The following is a 20,698-nucleotide window of genomic DNA, read 5'->3' on the forward strand; positions in this document are numbered from 1 at the left end:
TAACCACAGCTAAATCGATTTAAAAAACAACAACAATTATTATATGAAAAAGAGTAAACGATTGCCAAAATGGACCTGCTTAATAGCCTGGTGGGTTTTTCTTGCCATTTGCCCGCATTTTGCAATGGCCCAAACGCAAACAGTAACCGGCAAAATAGCAGATGCAAAGACGGGCCAGCCGGTTATTGGCGCCTCCGTTTTTGTAAAAGGATCTACCTCGGGCACCAAAACGAACGACGCCGGTTCCTTTTCCTTAAACGCCCCGGACCATGCTACACTGGTAATTACTGCTGTCGGTTATTTGCAGCAGGAAGTTGGGGCAAATGCCAGGTTAGACAATCTATTGCTGGAGCCAGGTTCCAAAGATCTGGACCAGGTAGTGGTGGTGGGATATGGCACCCAGAAAAAAGCCACCCTTACCGGCTCGGTGGAAACTGTTTCATCAAAAGCATTCCAGGACCGGGCGGTAACCAATATTGGCCTTGCGTTACAGGGCGAAACGCCAGGACTGGTGGTGACGCGTACTTCCCCGCGCCCCGGCAATGAGGGCCTGAACTTTGTGATCAGGGGGTTGAGCTCCGTAAACGGGAGCACCCCACTGATCGTTGTAGACGGAACGCCTGCATTGAATAACTTCTCCTTTTTAAATCTGAACCCGGATGATATAGAAAGTATTTCGGTATTGAAGGATGCTGCCGGTTCCATTTATGGTAGTGCGGCTTCTAACGGGGTTATCCTCGTGACGACCAAGCGGGGAAAAGGTAAAACTCATTATGATATTGGTAGCAATACGCGTTTTACTACCAATGGTATCACCGGTTATTCGCCCAGTATGCAACAGTATGCAACGATGTGGATCGATGCCAACAAAGAAGAAGCAACACCCAACTGGTGGGTTTGGGGTACGCAGGACAATTTGCTGAAGATGCAGCAGGGCGTGGAAGGGGCGTATCATTTTGCTACCTGGCCCAATGTTGACTATTTTATTTTTAATACCAACCGCATCAAGGAACTGTTTGCCACCCGTTATTCGTACCAGAATAACCTGAGCATCTCCGGTGGTACCGATAAATCGGCCTACCGCCTGTCTTTCCTGATGGCGGATAATAAAGGAAATCTTGCTACGGCATATGATGGACAAAAGCAATACAATCTCCGGTTTAATTATGACATTAAACTATCCGACCGTTTAAAACTGGAAACCGGTGTCAGCGTGGTAGATGCCAAAACTTCCACACCTTCTGTAGGGCTGGATGCTACGCTATACGCAAACGACATGCCTTTTTTTCCCGCTAAAAACCCCTTCGGTCAATGGTTCCCTATTTTTAATGGGGTGGATGGCGGCGCCAACAGGAACCCGGCTGCTTTAACATCAGACGGGGGGAGGGATAACCAGAATTCACTCACTGGCAGGGTAGATCTGAAGGCTACTTACCAAATAGTAAAAGGACTGTCACTTGAGGCAAAGGCGTCCATGCAGAACGAACGCTTTACGGAAGATAAATATATATTGGCTGTACCGATATATAACTGGTATGGCACCAGGCAGACGGGCTGGGCAGGAGGCACAGACACTACCAAAACCAGTTATTATGCCAAGTCGTGGACCAGCACCCTGCAATATTATTCAGCGTTGCTGCGGTACAATACCTCTTTCAAACAATTGCATAATATCTCGGCATTTGCAGGTATCGAAGCCCAAAAAACCGATTATAAGTGGATTGACGCCAATCGTGTAGGATTTACGGACCTGGGTGTTGAGAACATTAGCCTGGCCTCTACCGCTGTGCAAACCAACAATGGGTTTAGTTCGCAATACGGCAACTATGCCTACCTGGGCCGGTTCAATTATAACTACGCGGAAAAATATCTGTTAGAACTGCAGGGCAGGATCGATGGGAGCTCCCGCTTCGCTACCGGTCATAAGTTTCAGAACTATGGCGGCGCTTCTGTTGGCTGGGTATTTACAAAGGAAGATTTCTTAAATGGGCTTAACCCTGTTCTTAATTTTGGTAAGCTGCGGGCAAGCTACGGCACCTCCGGCAACCAGGCAACCGGCCTGGGTGAATTTGACTATTTGTCGCTGGTAAAAATAGGCACCACTGTTTTGGGATTGCCGGCGGCATTACAAAATTCTTCCTCCCTGCTTAATAATGGTATCATCAGTTATGACCGCACATGGGAGCGGGTAAAGATGAAGAATATCGCCCTTGACCTGGGATTTCTGAAGAACCGCCTGAATACAACTTTTGAATATTTCGGCAAGGATAATATCGGGATGCTGGTTAATGTAAATTATCCTTCTGTTTTGGGCGGTGCTGCACCTAAAACCAATAGCGGGCACTTCAGCACCAAGGGCTGGGAAGCCATTCTGAAGTGGGATGATCATGTAAAGGATTTTGCCTATAATATTGCATTGACGCTAAGTAATACCACTACAAAAGTAACCGGTGTTCAGGGCGCAGATTCGTACTCCCCCGGTAAAATGGGCATTGTGAATGGCTATCCTTATCAGCCCTGGTTTGTGTACAAAACCGATGGCTATTTTAAAGACCAGGCCGATGTAGATGCCTATTATGCCCAGTATGGCAGCAGCCCCGATCTGGCGGGTTTACCGAAGAACAATGCGGCCGTTGCTTTACGCCCCGGCGACACTAAAAAAATGGCGGGCTCTGGCGGAACGATAACGGGTTCCGGCAATGGCACCAGTTCACTGGTTTACGCCGGTGATGGCACACCGCATTATACATTTGGTACCAACCTGGGCGCTTCCTGGAAGGGATTCGATATCAGCGCGTTTTTCCAGGGACAGTTAAAACAACTGATCATGCGCAACGGCTGGATGTCTTATCCGTTTAATGCGCTTTATACGAATCAGAACCCTTCTTTCCTCGGTAAAACATGGACTACTGATGATCCCAATGCGCCTTATCCACGCTTAACGGTTAATCCTACCCGTGCAAAATGGGATTATGCCAACAACGACTTTATGCTGCAGAACAACCGGTACATCCGCTTAAAAGCGCTGATCGTTGGCTATAACCTGCCGCAGGCCTGGATCAGGAAACTGAAACTGGAAAAAGTGCGCGTTTATTTTTCAGGAAATGATTTATGGGAACTGGCCCATGTTAAGGACGGGTTTGATCCCGAGATGGGCGAGACCTCGCAAAATTCGGGTTATCCGTTTGCCCGCACCTGGGCATTTGGTATAAACATAGGATTCTAATCATGCTAAAATATTTATAAGATGAAACGACTGTCAACATATATTATGGCCGGAGCGCTGATCTGCCTTGCTGCCTGCCAGAAAAATTTTATAGACTTAAAGCCCACTGCGAATTTTACGGATGCGGTATATTTTAAAAAGCCCGCGGATTTTAAAACATATGCTACCGGGTTTTACGGAAAACTTCCGGGCTGGGATTTTAATACGATGGACAATAATTCCGACCTGTCGGCCAACGCCAACAATGCTGATTATGACCTGGGGCATGGTACTATTGCTGCCAGCACCAGCGGATCCTGGGATTATTCGGGTATCCGCAGTTGCAATACCTTATTATCAAAAGCCAGCGGCTATACTGGTGGGGGCAATATCAGCCAGTATGTGGGCGAAGCTTATTTCTTTCGTGCCTTTGCTTATTTTGGCTTATTGAAAACCTATGGGGGCGTGCCTGTTGACACTACCGTATTGACCACAAGTTCCCCGGAATTATTTGCGCCCCGCAACAGCCGCTATGAAGTGGTAAAGCAGATCCTTTCGGATCTGAACGGAGCCATTGCTAATTTGCCCACCGAACAAAATATACCGGCTACCGATAAGGGCCGCGTAAGTAAATGGGCGGCCGAAGCCGTCAAAGCGCAGGTGGAATTATATGAGGCAACCTGGGAAAAATATGTAGGCCAGTCTACCGATGGCGACGGTAAAGCAACAGGTGGCGGTACCGCGGGGTATGATGCGGCGAATGTAAAAAATTATTTAGCAGATGCTGTGGCCCTGTGTAAAGACATTATGGATAATGGCGGATACGAAATATGGAATAAAAACGGGGTAACCAGCATGGCCAATGCAAGTTCCTGGTATTTATTTAACCTGGAAGACGCGGCCAGCAACCCGGGGGGATTTGATAAGTCGGGCAACAAGGAATTTATTCTATACACCGTGTATGACTATACGCTGAAAAAAGGCGGAAAAAATATTACCTGGACCTCCTGGCAACTCTATCCCAGCCGCAAGTTTGTAGATATGGCGGTGTGTAGTGACGGCCTGCCTCCAGACAAATCGCCCTTGTTCCAGGGATACCACAAAACGGGTGATGAATTTAAGAACAGGGACTACCGTTTGATCAATTATTTGTACGGTAATGCCGCTCCAGCAACTGCTGTTACATTGGATTATGGCAGCCTGGGCGCCAGCGGGTATGCCAATAGTAAATATGCTGTGTACGGTTATGGAAGCCGCAGGACGGACAATACGGAATCAGCCAATTATCCCATTATTCGTTTAGCGGAAGTATACCTGATGTATGCCGAAGCTTTATATGAGTTGAATGGCGCTATTACGGACGCGCAGTTAGATGCTTCTGTTAATAAGCTGAGAGACAGGGGGGCTGTAGCGCACCTGAGTAATGCTTTGGTTACAGCAAACGGCCTGGATATGCTTACGGAGATCCGCCGGGAACGAGCCGTGGAATTATATCGCGAAGGCCGCCGTTTTGACGATCTGAAACGCTGGGGTATCCTGGAAGCTGCGCTGAACCCCTCCCGCCTGGGAATGGTGGTGGGCGATGCGTCGTATAACACGCCCTTTAAAGATGCCTCGGGTAATGCCACATCGCTCTATCATCCCTCCACTTATGTATTGGGAGAAGAAGCGGTGCAAACGCCAAAAGGTACCCTGAGTTGCGTGGTGGTAGACAGTAAAACAAATCATTCGGTTGCCAAAAAACATTATTTGTATCCGGTACCACTGAGCCAGATCACATTAAACAATAAACTGCTTCAGAACCCGGGCTATTAATAAGGGCATTTCATTATTCATTTTTAATAAAAGATTTTATGCGAAATAAATTCATCTGTTTAATAGGAAGCTTATTTATAGCAACTTTTATAATAATAGGCTGCGAAAAAGGGCCCGCCTACCGGACCTTCACTTATCCCGTTCCGGTTGCCTCCGGTATGAGCCCGGTCACCGGCTACCCCGGTAGTAATGTTAGCATCACAGGATCAAATTTTGACACCCTTACGGGGGCCGTAAAAGTTTGGTTTGGCGGTATTCCGGCAACCACTGTGGTAAGCTGCTCCAATAACCAGATTGTAGTGCAGGTGCCTGCAACGGCCACATCAGGAAAAGTAAGCCTGCAGGTATGGACCAATAAGCTCGATTCTATAGGCACTTTCACCGTTACCCCACGTAATTAATAATTTTTTGTAGGAACATACAACGATAAAAAATAAACACATGAAACGAAATGGCAATCTTATTTTGCTGACGGCTTGTTTTTTTTGTTGCCTTAGCGCCTGTCAAAAAGCATTCCGGGAAAAAGATCCCGCATCGGTACTATTATCTAAAGAGAATCAGGATAACCTTGCGCTGATGGAAGACTCCCTGGTAAGCGGTTATATTAATGATGACTTCAGTAAAATGGATACGCTCAACTGGAATGCTCCGGCGGGCCGTCTTGAAAATGGTAAAATGGCCGCTACCATGTGGCTGCAGAACGCTACGGTTCCTTATTACCGTGGCGATTTTAGCCGCAAGAACGGTCTCACTATTAATAAAGATAATTACCCGGTGATCGCCATAAAAATGCGGAAGCCGCCTAAGTCTAACTTCTTTTTTGATACCAACCTCGGCTCTTACAATAACCGCAACAACAACCATACGGTAATTAAACAGCCGGATGGCAGCAATATCTACTACTGGGACCTGCGCAATGGGGGACTGGGCACAAACCCCGTGCCTGGGGGGGATGTTTTCCTGTGGAGGTTTCAGTTCAAACTGGCAGAAGTGGAGCTTACGCAGGCCCAGTTGGCGGCGGGAGATATCGGTTATACCGTATCGTGGATCAAAAGCTTCCGATCGGTAGAAGACATGCGGGCAAAATTGAATATACCACCACCAACGCCCTATTCGTTTGATAAACAATTCAAGCATCCCGGTCTCCTGCATTCCAAAGCGGATCTCAACCGCATCCGGTCGCTGGTGCTGGATCAGAAACCCCAGGCTTATGCCTGTTACCAGTTGTTGCAAAACGATTACCATTCTCATTCCGATTACTTGTTGCGCGGACCGTTTACTTATTTTACCAGGGATAATAATGTATATGTCGACGGAGTGCGCGGCGGTTCTGTAAAAGCCCTCGTAGAGCGCGATGTGCTGGGTGCTTATTACAATGCCCTGATGTGGTATATTACCGGCGACACCCTGCATGCACGAAAATCCGTACAGATATTGGACGCGTACGCTAATAAAGCCGTTGGCATAGTTGGCGGGGATGCACAGTTAAACGGATTGTATGGTTTTTTGCTGGCGAACGCTGGTGAGATCATGCGCTATACCTATGATAAATGGCCGGAGACCTCGGCTATTCAATTAGGTAAAATGCTGCAGACCGCATTCTACCCAACCTTGCGCAATTTTAGTCCGGCTTCGCATGGCAACTGGGATATCATTTGCATGAAAGCCCTGATGGCCATTGCGGTTTATACGGATGATGCCGCCATGGTTAACAAGGTGGTCACGTATTTCTATCATGGCGAAGGCAACGGCAGTATCGATCAATACATTGTTTCGGATGCCGGGCAATTGCAGGAAAGCAACCGGGACCAGGCGCATTCCATGCTGGCATTGGGCTCGCTGGCAGAGCTATGTGAAATTGCCGAGCACCAGGGGATACCCTTATATGCGGCATCAGCGAACGCTATTATGCGCGGGTATGAATATACAGCAGCTTATAATTTAGGGAATACGGTTTCCTTCCGTACCTGGTATGATTATCATGAACGGAACTATAAAGATTATACGCCCGAACATATCTCGGATAATGCACGGGGTAGCTTTCGTGCGGTGTTTGAAATGGCTTATAACCATTATGTAACGCAAAAAGGATTGTCGATGCCTTACACAGAGCAGGTGTTGCAACACATCCGGCCGGAAGGTGCGCCTGCCTGGGCCGATAATCCGGGTTATGGTACTTTGTTATTTAACCGCTGGGAATAAATTTGTATGAAATTACTCGCCCTTGCCCTTTTAGCAGCCCTGTTCCTGGGGAGTTGTAAAACTGCTTCGGTGAAAACGGACAGCACATTGCGTTATTGCCTCCGGCAGGCTTCAAAAACACTGGCAGCAGCGGAAGCTACCGTAAGCATTCCCCGAAGCATTGCTCCCGGAAGCCGGAAGTGGTATTGTGTAAATTACCGGGACTGGACCAGCGGCTTCTGGCCGGGCATATTATGGTATGCGTATGAATTTAATAAGCAGCCAAAATGGAAAACAGCCGCGGAATGCTATTCGCGGTTGCTGTTTCCACTGGTAGACTCGTCTGCAATTGATCATGATATCGGCTTTCAGTTGTATTGCAGTGCGGGCAATGGATACCGGTTAACGGGGGACAGCTTGTACAGGAACATTCTTTTACGCGCTGCAGATTCACTCGCCACATTGTATAATGCAAAAGTTGGAACTATTTTGTCATGGCCCCGAGAAGTTCCGGGAGTAGACTGGCCGTTGCGGCATAACACCATTATGGATAATATGATTAACCTGGAGCTGCTATTCTGGGCTTCTAAACACGGCGGCGGGAAGAGGCTGTATGATATGGCAGTGAGTCATGCCACCGTCACGATGAGGAATCAGTTCAGGCCTGATTATACTTCGTATCATGTTGTTGTTTACGATACGGCTACCGGCAAAAAAATAAGAGGAATCACGCACCAGGGTTTTAGCGATGGCAGTATGTGGGCGCGCGGACAGGCATGGGCTATTTACGGGTATACCATGGTGTACAGGGAAACGAAAGACCAGCGGTTTCTTGATTTTGCTCAAAAGGTAACTGATGTATACCTGGAAAAATTGCCCAAAGATCTAATACCTTATTGGGATTTCGATGATCCGGCTATTCCCGCTGCGCCCCGTGATGCTTCTGCAGCGGCGGTTACAGCTTCGGCATTGTTGGAATTATCAACCTTTGTAACGGATAGAGCAAGGTCAAAAATGTATTTCGACAAGGCGGTTGCAATGCTGACGGCCTTATCTTCTGAAAAATACCAAAGTCGTAACACCAATGATGCATTCCTTTTACACAGCACCGGTCATAAGCCCAATGGCGGGGAAATAGATGCATCCATTATTTACGCAGATTATTATTATATCGAAGCTCTATTGCGGCTAAAAAAATTAAAGGAGCAACGATCTTTTTATGAAAAATTATAACAAGTGAAGTATTTATTATTTATCATATGCATTTTATTTTTTTCCGGTATTGTTAGCGCTCAGCGGATTATTGACGGCTCTTTAGTTACAATTCAATCTCCCGGTAAAAACCTTACAGTGCGTTGCTATCAAAAAAAAATGTCTGATACAACACGTGCACTGTTTTATACGGTTGATTATAAAGGTCAACCGGTGATCGGCGAATCATTGCTGGATATTAAACTGGACAATCACCTGAGCGAACAGGCGATGGCGCTTAAAGTGGATGGACATAAGGATTGGTGTGAAAATTTAAAGATAACGCATATTGATTATGTGGCTAAAGATAGCAGCTGGCAGCCGGTTTACGGTGAGCAAAAAAATATCAGGGATCATTATAACGAAGCTGTTATTCATTTGATAAAAGATGACAACCCTATTTACAAGCTGGACGTACAGCTACGGGCCTACGATGAAGGTGTTGCATTGCGCTACTTTTTCCCGGAAAATGAAAAAGGCACTTATTACCGTGTTATGAATGAACGTACAGAATTTGCCCTGCCTGCCGGAACCAAAGTCTGGCACCATGAATGGGCGCAGGCACCGTATCAATTGCTTCCATTAAATAACTGGCCCGCTGAAAGTGAAAGACCACTGACACTGGAGCTGCCCAATGGCTGGTATGCCTGCCTGGCAGAAGCGGCGATGGTAGATTACGCGCGTACGAAATTTAAATTAAGCGATATCCGGCCCCACACGATCGTTACATCAATGTATACGCCTGTTGACCTGATCTCGCCCGTGGGTACGCCCTGGAGGGTGATCATGATCGCCGAGCGCGCAGGCGACCTGGTGCAAAATAACAGCTTGTTGCTGAACCTTAATGAACCGTCAAAAATAAAAGACGTGGGTTGGATAAAGCCCGGAAAGATCATGCGGGTAATGACGCAAACCACCAAAGATGCTTTTGATAATATAGATTTCGCGCAGCAACATGGATTACAATATATTTTATTCGATTGGAAATGGTATGGTCCTGCATTTAGTTTTGCTTCCGACGCCACAAAAGTTGCGATACCGGATTTTGATCTGCCCGCTATTATTAAATACGGGAAAGAGAAGGGCATCGGGGTTTGGTTGTATGTAAACCAGCAGGCGTTACTGGCGCAGTCCGATTCTCTGTTTAGGGTGTACCGGGATTGGGGCGTAAAAGGCGTTAAGTTTGGTTTTGTACAGGCAGGGTCGCACCGCTGGACAACCTGGATAGAAGCGCTATTCAGCAAAGCTGCCGCGAACAGGATAATGGTGAATGTTCATGATGACTGGCGCCCCACCGGCGAACAGCGGACATGGCCCAACCTGATGACTGCGGAAGGCATCAGGGGCAATGAAGAAATGCCCGATGCAACGCATAATACCGTTTTACCCTTTACCAGGTTTATAGCCGGGGCGGCGGATTATACAATTTGTTATTATGATAAAAGGATCAAAACCACACACGCCCACCAATTAGCATTAGCCGCCATATATTATAGCCCGGTACAAACACTGTTTTGGTACGATAAACCGGCAATGAGCAACAATGAGCCGGAACTGAGCTTCTGGAAAAACATCCCCACAAGCTGGGATGAAACGAAAGTGCTTCAGGGGCACCCGGGCGCCTTTATCATAACTGCCCGCAGAAAGGGACAGGAGTGGTTTGTGGGTACTATAACGAATGACGAGGCCCGGCGGGTGACGATCAGTTTTGATTTTTTGCCGGCCGGTAAAAAATACGAGGCAACCGTTTATAGTGATGATGATACTGTAAATACAAATACCAAAGTGGGTGTAAAAAAAATAGGTATAACTTCAAAAACGGTTTTGCCGGTTCAGCTCAAACCTTCGGGCGGACAGGCGATATGGCTGCAACCACTATAAACTTAAAATAAAAAATGATGCAAATAAATACTGCGGGGGATTTAAACAAATCGGTAAACGGAGGTAAAGCGCTGTTCGGCATATCCATTATAGCCGCACTGGCCGGCTTTATTTTCGGATTTGATACGGTTGTGATTTCTGGTGCCAATATGCCAATAAAGGAATTGTGGCATACGTCTCCCTGGTTTCATGGCTTTTTTATTATGTCGATGGCATTATGGGGCACCGTGATCGGGTCCATATTCGGGGGCATTCCAACAGAAAAATATGGAAGAAAAAAGGTCTTGCTTTGGGTAGGTATATTTTTTACCGTTTCTTCAATCGGGTCGGCATTAGCGCAGGATGCTTATGTCTTTTCTTTCTTCAGGTTTATTGGCGGGGTGGGGATCGGCATCTCTTCCGTTGCCGCGCCTACTTATATTTCAGAGATTTCCACACCAGGAACGAGGGGCCGGCTGGGCGCCATGTATCAGTTCAATATTGTGTTCGGTATCCTGATCGCATTCCTCTCCAATTATTTTTTAAAAGGCATGGGCGGTGCAAATGATTGGCGCTGGATGCTGGGCGTAATGGCCATCCCATCGTTGATTTATACATTGCTGGTGTTTTCCATTCCTGAAAGTCCGCGCTGGCTGATCGCCCGCAAAGGAGATGATAATGCTGCCCGGCAGGTATTGCAGCAATTGGGTATTGGAAATATTGCCGCCGAAATGGATGATATAAAAAACAGTGCGGCAAAAGAACAGCAAAACGGCAGCCTTGGATTTTTTAATAAAAAATACTGTCCTGTTGTATGGCTGGCTTTTTTTGTGGCTTTTTTTAATCAATGGTCGGGCATTAATTTTATCCTGTACTATGCGCCGGAGATTTTAGAGCGTGCCGGCCTGGCCTCAAAAGACTCATTGCTGAACTCCATTGCCATTGGCGGGACCAATCTTGTTTTCACGTTTGTCGGTTTATACTTTATTGATCGTGTGGGAAGAAAAACCCTGTTGCTTTGGGGCGCTGTTGGTTATATTATCAGCTTAAGTATGGTTGCTTTTGCTTTTTATACGCACGCGTCTCCTATGTTCTTGTTATCCTTTCTTTTGCTGTTTATTGCATCGCACGCAATTGGGCAAGGTGCTGTTATCTGGGTGTTTATCTCTGAGATATTTCCCAATAATATCCGGGCACTGGGTCAGTCGTTTGGAGCCAGTGTGCATTGGGTGTTCGCGGCACTGATCACGCTGATTACCCCTGTTTTTCTTGATGCAAACGATGGTGTTTTTAAAGATAACCCCTGGCCAATATTTGCTTTTTTTGCTTTTATGATGTTCCTGGAACTTGTGTGGATACTAACCAGGGTGCCCGAAACGAAAGGTGCGTCATTGGAGGAACTGGAAAAAAAACTGATAAAATGAAAAAGATCGCAGGCGTTGTATTATTACTGGTTTTATATACTGGCGCAGCCGCACAACAATTAAAGGTTTATCCCGGACCAGAGCATGCGCCGGCGTCTTTATATAACGGTGACTTTACCGTAAAAGTGCGCAAGCTCGGGGGCATATGGCAGCAATTGTATACCTATAATGTAAAGGTGGATGAAGTTGTGGCTGCAAAACATATGGTGCGTGACGCTTCCCTATGCGCTTTTGATTTTTCCGGAGAGGTGGAATTGTCGGTTACCAATAACAAAGGGAGCATTCGTTCGGCACGCGTCAGGCCTTTGTCGTATGACATTGGGTCGGAGGTGAAAGGGAATACGCTATATTTTAAATTACGGAAGCCGCGCAATTTGTCGGTAGAAATCAACGGCGATATTTTTCATAACCTGCATTTATTCGCCAACCCCGTTGATGATTTCGTATACAATAAAAGCGATACCAATGTTATTTATTTTGGCCCGGGCATACATGATTTTGGTAAAGTACTTAAAGTGCCATCTGGCAAAATTGTATATGTAGCGGGTGGTGCTGTTCTGATGGGACAGTTGTTGGTAGATCATGCGCATGATGTGAAAATTATGGGTCGGGGTATTATTGATGTTTCAGTAAAGCAGGGCGTTCGTATCGCCAATTCAAAAAATGTATTAGTGGAAGGTATTTGTCTTACCCAGTGTCCCACGGGAGGTTCGGATAATGTCGTTATCCGCAATGTAAAAAGCATCAGTTATTATGGCTGGGGCGATGGTCTGAATGTCTTCGCCAGTAACAATGTGTTATTTGATGGCGTTTTTTGCCGCAATTCCGATGATTGTACAACGGTATACGGAACGCGCGGAGGATTTGCGGGAGGATGCAATAATATCGTGATGGAAAACGCCAGCCTGTGGGCCGATGTGGCGCATCCTATCCTGATCGGTACCCATGGGAATTCCCCTCATCCCGATACCCTCCAGAATATTATCTACAGGAATATTGATATCATGGATCATAAAGAAGCGCAGGTGGACTACCAGGGCTGTATGAGCATTGATGCCGGTGATAATAACCTGGTACGTAATGTTCGTTTTGAAAATATCCGGGTGGAAGATTTCCGGCAGGGGCAGTTAGTCAACCTGCGGGTATTCTTTAATAAAAAATACTGTACATCGCCCGGTCGGGGTATTGAGAACGTATTGTTCAAAGACATTGTCTACAATGGCGCACATGCTGAATTATCTGTAATTGCCGGGTACAGTGATGACCGGAAAATAAAAAACATCGTTTTTGAAAATTTGCGTATAAACGGTAAGTTGATTTATGACGATATGCCGTCTAAACCCAAATGGTATAAAACAAGCGATATCGCGAGATTTTTTGTTGGAGAGCACGTTGAGGATATTCAATTCCGGAAGCAGTAAATACGTTGATCATGTTGTTGGAACATATAAAAGGAGGTAAGATGAGGTTCAAAAGTATATTATTAGCGCTTTTGGTGCTGTCAGTTTCTGTGGTGCATGCGCAGTCCCACTATCCCGGTCAGCATGAAGGTAAATTTGCAATAAAAGACCGGCTAAAGCCCGCAGTGTACAGTTTTGATCTTTCGGAAGTAAAGCTGCTTGACAGTCGGTTTAAGGAAAATATGCTCCGGGAGCAGCATTGGCTTCTGGCCATCAGCCTCAAAAGCCTGTTGCATAGTTTTTATACCAATGCCGGAATGTATGATGCCAATGAAGGCGGTTATGATGAAATAAAGAAATATGCGGGGTGGGAGTCCATGGATTGTGAATTGCGCGGCCATTCAACGGGTCATATTTTATCCGGACTGGCATTAATGTATGCTTCAACGGGGGAGCAGATCTATAAATCAAAGGGCGATACGATTATAAAAGCTTTGGCTGCGATTCAGAAAACATTGAATCAAAATGGATACATCAGCGCATTTCCGCAGGAATTTATCAACCGGAATATCCGGGGTGAAAAAGTTTGGGCGCCCTGGTATACGCTGCATAAAATTCTGGCGGGCGTGTTGGATCAATATTTATATTGCAACAACGACCAGGCATTGGATATAGCCAAAAACTTTTCTGCCTGGGCTTATAAAAAACTGCATCCGCTTACAGCAGGCCAGCGGACGTTAATGCTGCGGAATGAATTTGGAGGAATGAATGAGGTCTTTTTTAATCTTTACGCTATAACAGGAGATGAAAAAGATAAATGGTTGGGCAATTTTTTCTATGATAACCGGATGCTTGATCCCTTAAAAGCCGGGATCGACAATCTAAAAGGTGCACATGCCAATACCTACATTCCCAAACTACTTGGCGTAACACGCGATTATGAAATTGAAGGCAATGCGGGCGGAGATGCTGTTGTTCGCTTCTTCTGGCAAAGGGTCACAACACATCATTCTTTTGCTACCGGCAGCAATAGCGATCGCGAACATTTTTTTCAACCGGATGCCATTTCGACCCATTTAACCGGGTATACCGGCGAAAGCTGCAATGTGTATAATATGCTGAAGCTGACGCGTCATTTGTACATTCACAGCGGCAATGTAAAATATGCCGATTATTATGAGAAAGCATTGTTCAACCATATCCTGGGTCAGCAGGATCCGGCCACCGGTATGATCGCTTATTTTTTACCCATGCTGCCCGGCGCGCACAAAGTCTATAGTACCCCCGACAGTTCGTTTTGGTGCTGCGTAGGCACGGGTTTTGAAAATCAGGCAAAATATGGCGAGGGCATCTATTATCATACTCAAAATGATTTATATATCAACCTTTTTATTCCTTCTGATCTGAATTGGAAAGAGAAAAGTTTCAGGCTAATGCAGCAGACAAAATTTCCGGAAGACGGAAATATGAAGTTCACGATTGATGAGGCTCCTGAATTTCCCCTCACCATAAACATCCGTTATCCTGACTGGGTGGCAGGGAGGCCAACGATTACAATAAATGGCCGATCAATAAAAATAGAACAGGCGGCCGATAGCTATATTTCTATTAAGCGTATATGGAAAAAGAACGATCGCATTGAAGTGAACTATCGGATGCAGTTGCGGACCATTCCTGCGAATGACAACCCGTCTGTTGCTGCAATTGCCTATGGTCCGGTAGTGCTGGCCGGCATAATGGGCACCGGGAACTTTAAGGGTAGGGAGCCTTATTCGGATCCGGCGAAGCACAATGATTACTATACTTACAACTATAATGTTCCGGCGAATATTGATACTGTATTGTCACTTGATGCAGCGAACATTAATCAGTATATAAAACAGGTAAAGGAGCAGCCGCTCACGTTTAAAACGGCTAAAGAACAAGTTGTATTAAGACCTTTGTATGATATTCACCGGGAACGCTATGTTGTATACTGGCACATCATTAAATAAATATTTTGAATGAACGGTATTAAAACAAAACGGATAATTTTTTTAATAGCTGCTGTTTTTCTTTGTGTTGTGCAGGTCGCCGCGCAGGAATACCAATGGTCTGTGCAATTGAAAAACTATATATCTGCCGAAACAAATGAAGCGCCTGATGCTTTTTTATGGATTCCGGACAACTGCCGGCAGGTGCGGGCGGTGATTGTAGGCCAGCATAATATGTGTGAGGAAACGATCTTTAATAATCCGGGTTTTCGACAAACCCTTCGGGCGCTGGGCTTTGCGGTTATTTGGATTACACCGGGCATAGATCAGCGATGGGATGTAAAAAATGGTTGTCAGCGCGTTTTTGACAATATGATGAAGGATCTTGCCGATGTAAGTGGTTATAGTGAGCTGGAGTTTGCACCTATTGTTCCATTGGGGCATTCGGCAATGGCGACCTTCCCCTGGAATTTCGCCGCGTGGAACAAGAACCGGACATTAGCGGTGATCTCCTACCATGGCGATGCGCCACGAACCAACCTTACCGGATACGGACTGGAGAATCTTGAGTGGGGCAGAAACAGGAATATTGATGGCATCCCTGGTTTGATGATCGAAGGAGAATATGAATGGTGGGAAGCAAGGGTGAACCCGGCTTTGGCATTCCGAATGATGTATCCTGAGAGCTGTATTTCTTTTTTATGTGACGCCGGGCATGGTCATTTTGATGTGTCTGACGAAGTGATAAACTACATCTGCCTGTTTTTAAAAAAAGCCGCGCAATACCGGCTGCCGGAAAACCAGCCATTGAATAAACCCGTGCCACTGCTCAATGTCAATCCTGGAAATGGCTGGCTGGCCCGGCGATGGGAGCCTTTTTCTTCAAAACGGCCACTTCCCGCGCCAGTGGCGCAATACAAAGGTGACCCCCATGATGCGTTCTGGTATTTTGATGAAGAGATAGCGGAAACAACCGAAAAATACTATGCGCATGAAAGAAAAAAAATGCCGCAATATATTAGTTTCTCCGCTGCTGGAAAGCTGTTTCCTTTCGATGCCCAAAGCCATGCGCAGTATAATGCAGGCGCATTGAAGCCTGAAGGCAAAACATTGGCCATTCATTTATCCGCTGTATTTACCGATTCACTTCATCAGGCCTATTCGAAAGCTCATTCAGGTATACCAACAGGCATCGAGCGCATATGTGGCCCGGTAGAAAAAATAAATGATACAACCTTTGCTCTACGATTTTATCGAATGGGGTTAAATAATGCAAAACGTACTAATGATGTCTGGTTGGCGGCTTATAACAAGGGAGATAGCATCTATAAAAGTACGGTGCAGCAGTTTAACTTTAAAGTAGTGTACCCGCTTACCGAAGGAAAACCTCAGCATATCTTATTTCCCGCAATAGCGGATGTAAAAGAAGGAACTGAATATGTCAGACTGAATGGGGAAGCTGACAGCGGATTGCCGGTTTATTATTATGTGCACCAGGGACCAGCAAAAATAGTTGGTAACAAGATTGTATTTACAAAAATACCCCCAAGGGCTAAATACCCGGTGAAGGTCACACTAATGGCGTGGCAATATGGAGTGGAAGGAAAAGTACAATCTGCCCCACCGGTGGAAAGAAGTTTTTACATAACCCGATAGTATTTTATATGATGACTGATAAATTTAAGTGGACGGTTGAATGGAACCTTGTGATCTCGGCATTTAAAAGAGTAGGGGCACTGCGTTATTGTTTTACTGGAACGATAGTACTATTGGTTACCACACATTCGATAGCCCAGCGTTTTACTCACCCGGGTATTCTGCTTGGCAAAACAGATATTGAGCGGATGCAGGTTGCTGTGCGATTAAAACAACAGCCGGTTTTTTCGGGATATGAAGTATTTGCCAGAGATCCGGCATCTCAATTTAACTATAAAATGCAAGGGCCTCTGGAAATGGTTGGCCGTAATCCGACGGTGGGCCAGTCGACTTATGATAATGACGCCAATGCCGCTTTTCAAAACGCGGTCATGTGGGCGATAACCGGCGACAAAAGATATTCCGAAAAATCAATAGCGCTTATTAATGCCTGGTCCCAAACGCTGAAATCGATCACCGGTCGTGATGCTATACTCATGGCGGGTTTGGGCCCCTTTAAAATGGTTAATGCTGCGGAGATTATCCGGTATACACATGCAGGGTGGAAAGAGGTCGACATTAAAATGACCGAGAAGCATTTTAAAGAAGTGGTTTATCCCATCTTAAAAGATTATGCGCCTTTTGCCAATGGGAACTGGGATGCTGCTGCCATGAAGACCTGCCTGGCAATAGGCGTATTTTGTAATGACCGGGAAATATTTGAAGCCGCTTTAAGCTATTATACCCATGGATGGGGAAATGGTAGTTTAAAAAATTACATTATAAACGCCGCGGGCCAGATACAGGAAAGCGGGCGCGACCAGCCTCATTCCCAATTAGGTATTGGCATGTTGGCTGAATGCTGCGCCATTGCCTGGAACCAGGGGCTGGATTTATATGCTTATGATGACAACCGCCTGCTAAAAGGTTTTGAATATGTGGCGAAATATAATTTGAACAATGATGATATGCCTTTTGAGGAATGGCTGGATAGAACCGGTAAATATCATCATTATAAAATTTCAGATAAGGGCAGGGGTGCGCTAAGGCCCTTGTTTGAGCAGGTGTATGCGCATTATGTGGTGCAACAAGGGATGAAAGCGCCTTATGTGGAAGCGGTGGTGAAAAAGCTGCGGCCTGAAGGAGCGGGGAGACCCGGTGCCGATCATCCCGGTTATGGAACGTTGTTTTTTGCCTGGGTAAATGATCAACCACCGTTGGGGGAAAGAAAGTCTGCAAAGCCTGCCGCACCTGCTGGTCTTGTAGCATTGGGAAAAAGCAGCGCTATTTCATTGTCATGGATCAAAACCATTGGCCGAAACAATACCTATATTATTAAAAGAGCAAAAAGCCTGGCAGGGCCATTTGTTCAGATCGCAAAAAATATAGCCGCCGATACTTTTGTTGACCGTGCCGTCAAAAACACTGAGCAATACTATTACAGCATTGAAACGGTAAAAGACAAACAACGAAGCGTGGATGCTTTTCCCCGTGCGGCAGTAGCGGGCCTTCCGAAAGGTTGGCGCCAGACCGACATAGGGGCAATCAAAACCGGTATAAGCTATTACAACGGCACGCAACTTTGTATTGATGCTTCCGGAAAGGGTATCGGCGCTATAACCGACGCTCTGCATTTTACATATACCGGAGTTACGGAACGCGGGTCTTTGATCGTCCGTATCTTGCCTCAGCCCAGTTCTCAATTTTCGGTTATAGGGATTATGCTGCGGGCAGATACCACAACTGGGGCGCCGTTCGTAACCTTATCCCTATATCCGGGCAAAACTGGCCAGCCCGAAGAGCCGGATTGGCATACGCGCCTGGAAAGCCGTACGGCGAACGGGGCAGAAACGAAGCTTATTGCAAAAGGAGGAAACCTTACCACCCAGGCAGCAACTTTCGGACGACTTACCGGCTGTTTTTGGTTAAAGCTGGAGAAAAAAGGAGATGAAGTTGCCGCTTATACTTCGTATGACGGGAACAGTTGGGGGAACACGGGTCGTACAACAATTCATATTGGTGCAACTGGCCTGTTGGGCATTTCAGTGGCATCCGGTATACAGAATAGCACTAAGGTGCGTATCGATAAACTGAAAAGTGACGGGACGGTTAATTTATAAATCAATGATAAAAAATATTCAATATTTTATATTGATTGCAGTGGTAACGCTGATTGAGTTGAACTCCCTGAATGCACAATCCTCCTATATCTCAAAGGTGTGGGTGTCGGATAATGGCGATGGTACCTATAAGAATCCTGTTTTAAATGCCGACTATTCCGACCCTGATGTTATCAGGGTTGGAGATGATTTCTATATGACGGCTTCCAGCTTTAATTGTACGCCAGGGTTGCCAATTCTGCATTCGAGGGACATGATAAACTGGAGCATTATCAACCATGCTTTAAAAAAGCAAATTCCTGAAGAATCGTTCAATACGCCACAACAGGGGAAAGGAGTTTGGGCTCCATCTTTTGCCTATCATAATAATGAATTGTACATATATTATCCCGATCCGGATTACGGCATTTACATGATCAAAACTAAAGATCCTGCAGGAGAGTGGAGCCGACCGGTAATGGTATTGTCCGGTAAAGGGATTATTGATCCTTCGGTGTTCTGGGATGATGACGGGAAGGCCTACCTGTCTGTAGCCTGGGCAGCGAGCCGTGCGGGGGTAAACAGCCTGCTCACTGTTTTTAAAATGAATAGGGAAGGTACTTCGGTAATTGATGAAGGGAAACATATCTATGATGGTCACGGGATGGATCACACCGTTGAAGGCCCCAAGTTTTATAAAAGAAATGGCTACTATTATATTCTATGCCCGGCTGGTGGTGTCGCTACGGGGTGGCAGCTTGCGCTTCGTTCAAAAAATATTTTTGGCCCCTATGAGCGAAAGGTGGTAATGGTTCAGGGCAATACCGGCATCAATGGCCCGCATCAGGGAGCGTTGGTCCAAACGCCAAAAGGATCAGATTGGTTTTTTCATTTTCAGGATAAAGGCGCTTATGGAAGAGTGGTGCATTTGCAGCCGGTACAATGGAAAAACGATTGGCCGGTCATTGGCGATGATAAGGATGGTGACGGCACGGGAGTACCGGTCATGCAATTCAAAAAACCGGATATTGGTAATGTTTACCCTACACAAACTCCGGCAGAAAGCGATGAATTTAATAATGATGGCTTAGGACTGCAATGGCAATGGCAGGGGAACCCTAAAATACAATGGAGCGCTTTAATACGAAAGAGCGGATTTTTAAGACTATTTGCTGTTCCTTCAGACACGGGGCGGAATTTATGGTCGGTGCCCAATTTGCTTTTGCAAAAGTTTCCCGCACCTTCTTTCACCGCCACTGTTAAAATAAAATGGAATATAGAATGGGATGTTTATCAAAATAAAAAAGCGGGCCTGATTATTATGGGGGATGATTATGCTTATCTGGATATTCATAAAACGGACAAGGGCTTTTTTGTCACACAGGTGATTTGTAATGATGCTGTAGGTGGTGGTCCCGAACGTACGATAGAAACCAGGGCGCTTAAAGACAGTGTTGTTTACCTGAGTGTGCATGTGGGTGCCCCCGATGCAAATTGTGTCTTTAGTTACAGTGATGATGGCGTTCGTTTTAACAACATCGGCGTTCCATTTAAGGCCCGGCCTGTTAAGTGGACCGGGGCTAAAATAGGGTTGTTTTCTGTGGCAACCCCTAAAGAACGAATCGGTGGATATGCAGATGTGGACTGGTTCAGAATTACTAAATGACCCTTCCCCTTCTCGTATGAATTAAAAGATTTATGGATGCTGCATTTTTTCGGTGTCTTTAAGCTCAATAATTAACTGGGCCTCCATATTGAAATATAAACCTGCATTGTTTTGTCTGTAGCTTTGGTTATTTGAGGTAAAAAAATATTGCCCATTCCTTGTGAATCAATGCGCCGCTGGTTCCAATCC

The 20,698-nt window shown here is 45.9% G+C and carries 12 protein-coding genes; all 12 read left to right on the forward strand.

The genetic code is table 11. The features are described 5' to 3' along the window. The first annotated feature begins 43 nt into the window (after positions 1 to 43). Genes NIASO_RS19270 through NIASO_RS19325 form a run of 12 tightly spaced genes read left to right on the forward strand, consistent with a single transcriptional unit; the run spans position 44 to position 20,509 of the window. A complete protein-coding gene (locus tag NIASO_RS19270; RefSeq protein ID WP_008582495.1) occupies positions 44 to 3,226 on the forward strand; it encodes a SusC/RagA family TonB-linked outer membrane protein in 3,183 nt (1,060 codons plus the stop codon). A gap of 21 nt (positions 3,227 to 3,247) precedes the next feature. Then, positions 3,248 to 5,020: a RagB/SusD family nutrient uptake outer membrane protein gene (locus NIASO_RS19275; RefSeq protein ID WP_008582494.1), complete on the forward strand. Its 1,773-nt coding sequence runs from the start codon at positions 3,248 to 3,250 to the stop codon at positions 5,018 to 5,020. A gap of 38 nt (positions 5,021 to 5,058) precedes the next feature. Next, entirely contained in the window at positions 5,059 to 5,421 is a 363-nt protein-coding gene (locus NIASO_RS19280; protein WP_008582492.1) for an IPT/TIG domain-containing protein, read from the forward strand. A gap of 40 nt (positions 5,422 to 5,461) precedes the next feature. Then, a complete protein-coding gene (locus NIASO_RS19840; RefSeq protein WP_008582490.1) occupies positions 5,462 to 7,222 on the forward strand; it encodes a DUF4979 domain-containing protein in 1,761 nt (586 codons plus the stop codon). A 6-nt stretch (positions 7,223 to 7,228) separates the two neighbouring features. Then, the gene (locus NIASO_RS19290) at positions 7,229 to 8,434 is read left to right on the forward strand and encodes a glycoside hydrolase family 88 protein (RefSeq protein WP_008582487.1); all 1,206 of its coding nucleotides are present in this window, start codon (positions 7,229 to 7,231) and stop codon (positions 8,432 to 8,434) included. A gap of 3 nt (positions 8,435 to 8,437) precedes the next feature. After that, positions 8,438 to 10,333, forward strand: a complete 1,896-nt coding sequence (locus NIASO_RS19295) for a glycoside hydrolase family 97 protein (RefSeq protein WP_008582486.1) — start codon at positions 8,438 to 8,440, stop codon at positions 10,331 to 10,333. Positions 10,334 to 10,347: 14 nt separating this feature from the next. Next, positions 10,348 to 11,736 carry a sugar porter family MFS transporter gene (locus NIASO_RS19300; RefSeq protein ID WP_008582484.1) on the forward strand — a complete coding sequence of 463 codons (1,389 nt, stop codon included), beginning with the start codon at positions 10,348 to 10,350 and terminating at the stop codon, positions 11,734 to 11,736. Next, on the forward strand, positions 11,733 to 13,157 hold the full coding sequence (locus NIASO_RS19305) for a glycosyl hydrolase family 28 protein (protein WP_008582482.1): 1,425 nt from the start codon (positions 11,733 to 11,735) through the stop codon (positions 13,155 to 13,157). Before NIASO_RS19300 ends, NIASO_RS19305 begins: the two co-directional genes overlap by 4 nt. Before the next feature lie 41 nt (positions 13,158 to 13,198). Continuing rightward, a complete protein-coding gene (locus tag NIASO_RS19310) occupies positions 13,199 to 15,130 on the forward strand; it encodes a glycoside hydrolase family 127 protein (protein ID WP_025299162.1) in 1,932 nt (643 codons plus the stop codon). Positions 15,131 to 15,139: 9 nt separating this feature from the next. Beyond that, positions 15,140 to 16,765, forward strand: coding sequence for a hypothetical protein (locus NIASO_RS19315; RefSeq protein ID WP_008582478.1), 1,626 nt, complete (start codon positions 15,140 to 15,142; stop codon positions 16,763 to 16,765). Between the two features lie 8 nt (positions 16,766 to 16,773). Beyond that, positions 16,774 to 18,864 carry an alginate lyase family protein gene (locus NIASO_RS19320; protein ID WP_008582476.1) on the forward strand — a complete coding sequence of 697 codons (2,091 nt, stop codon included), beginning with the start codon at positions 16,774 to 16,776 and terminating at the stop codon, positions 18,862 to 18,864. A 4-nt stretch (positions 18,865 to 18,868) separates the two neighbouring features. Further along, positions 18,869 to 20,509, forward strand: a complete 1,641-nt coding sequence (locus tag NIASO_RS19325) for a glycoside hydrolase family 43 protein (protein ID WP_008582474.1) — start codon at positions 18,869 to 18,871, stop codon at positions 20,507 to 20,509. Positions 20,510 to 20,698: the final 189 nt, after the last annotated feature.

The organism is Niabella soli DSM 19437 (assembly GCF_000243115.2).
GTDB lineage: Bacteria > Bacteroidota > Bacteroidia > Chitinophagales > Chitinophagaceae > Niabella > Niabella soli.

Coding starts and splice junctions, on each gene's coding strand:
- NIASO_RS19305 (WP_008582482.1), top strand. CDS start 11,733: ATGAAAAAGATCGCAGGCGTTGTATTATTACTGGTTTTATATACTGGC.
- NIASO_RS19310 (WP_025299162.1), top strand. CDS start 13,199: ATGAGGTTCAAAAGTATATTATTAGCGCTTTTGGTGCTGTCAGTTTCT.
- NIASO_RS19320 (WP_008582476.1), top strand. CDS start 16,774: ATGATGACTGATAAATTTAAGTGGACGGTTGAATGGAACCTTGTGATC.
- NIASO_RS19290 (WP_008582487.1), top strand. CDS start 7,229: ATGAAATTACTCGCCCTTGCCCTTTTAGCAGCCCTGTTCCTGGGGAGT.
- NIASO_RS19300 (WP_008582484.1), top strand. CDS start 10,348: ATGATGCAAATAAATACTGCGGGGGATTTAAACAAATCGGTAAACGGA.
- NIASO_RS19840 (WP_008582490.1), top strand. CDS start 5,462: ATGAAACGAAATGGCAATCTTATTTTGCTGACGGCTTGTTTTTTTTGT.
- NIASO_RS19270 (WP_008582495.1), top strand. CDS start 44: ATGAAAAAGAGTAAACGATTGCCAAAATGGACCTGCTTAATAGCCTGG.
- NIASO_RS19315 (WP_008582478.1), top strand. CDS start 15,140: ATGAACGGTATTAAAACAAAACGGATAATTTTTTTAATAGCTGCTGTT.
- NIASO_RS19280 (WP_008582492.1), top strand. CDS start 5,059: ATGCGAAATAAATTCATCTGTTTAATAGGAAGCTTATTTATAGCAACT.
- NIASO_RS19325 (WP_008582474.1), top strand. CDS start 18,869: ATGATAAAAAATATTCAATATTTTATATTGATTGCAGTGGTAACGCTG.
- NIASO_RS19275 (WP_008582494.1), top strand. CDS start 3,248: ATGAAACGACTGTCAACATATATTATGGCCGGAGCGCTGATCTGCCTT.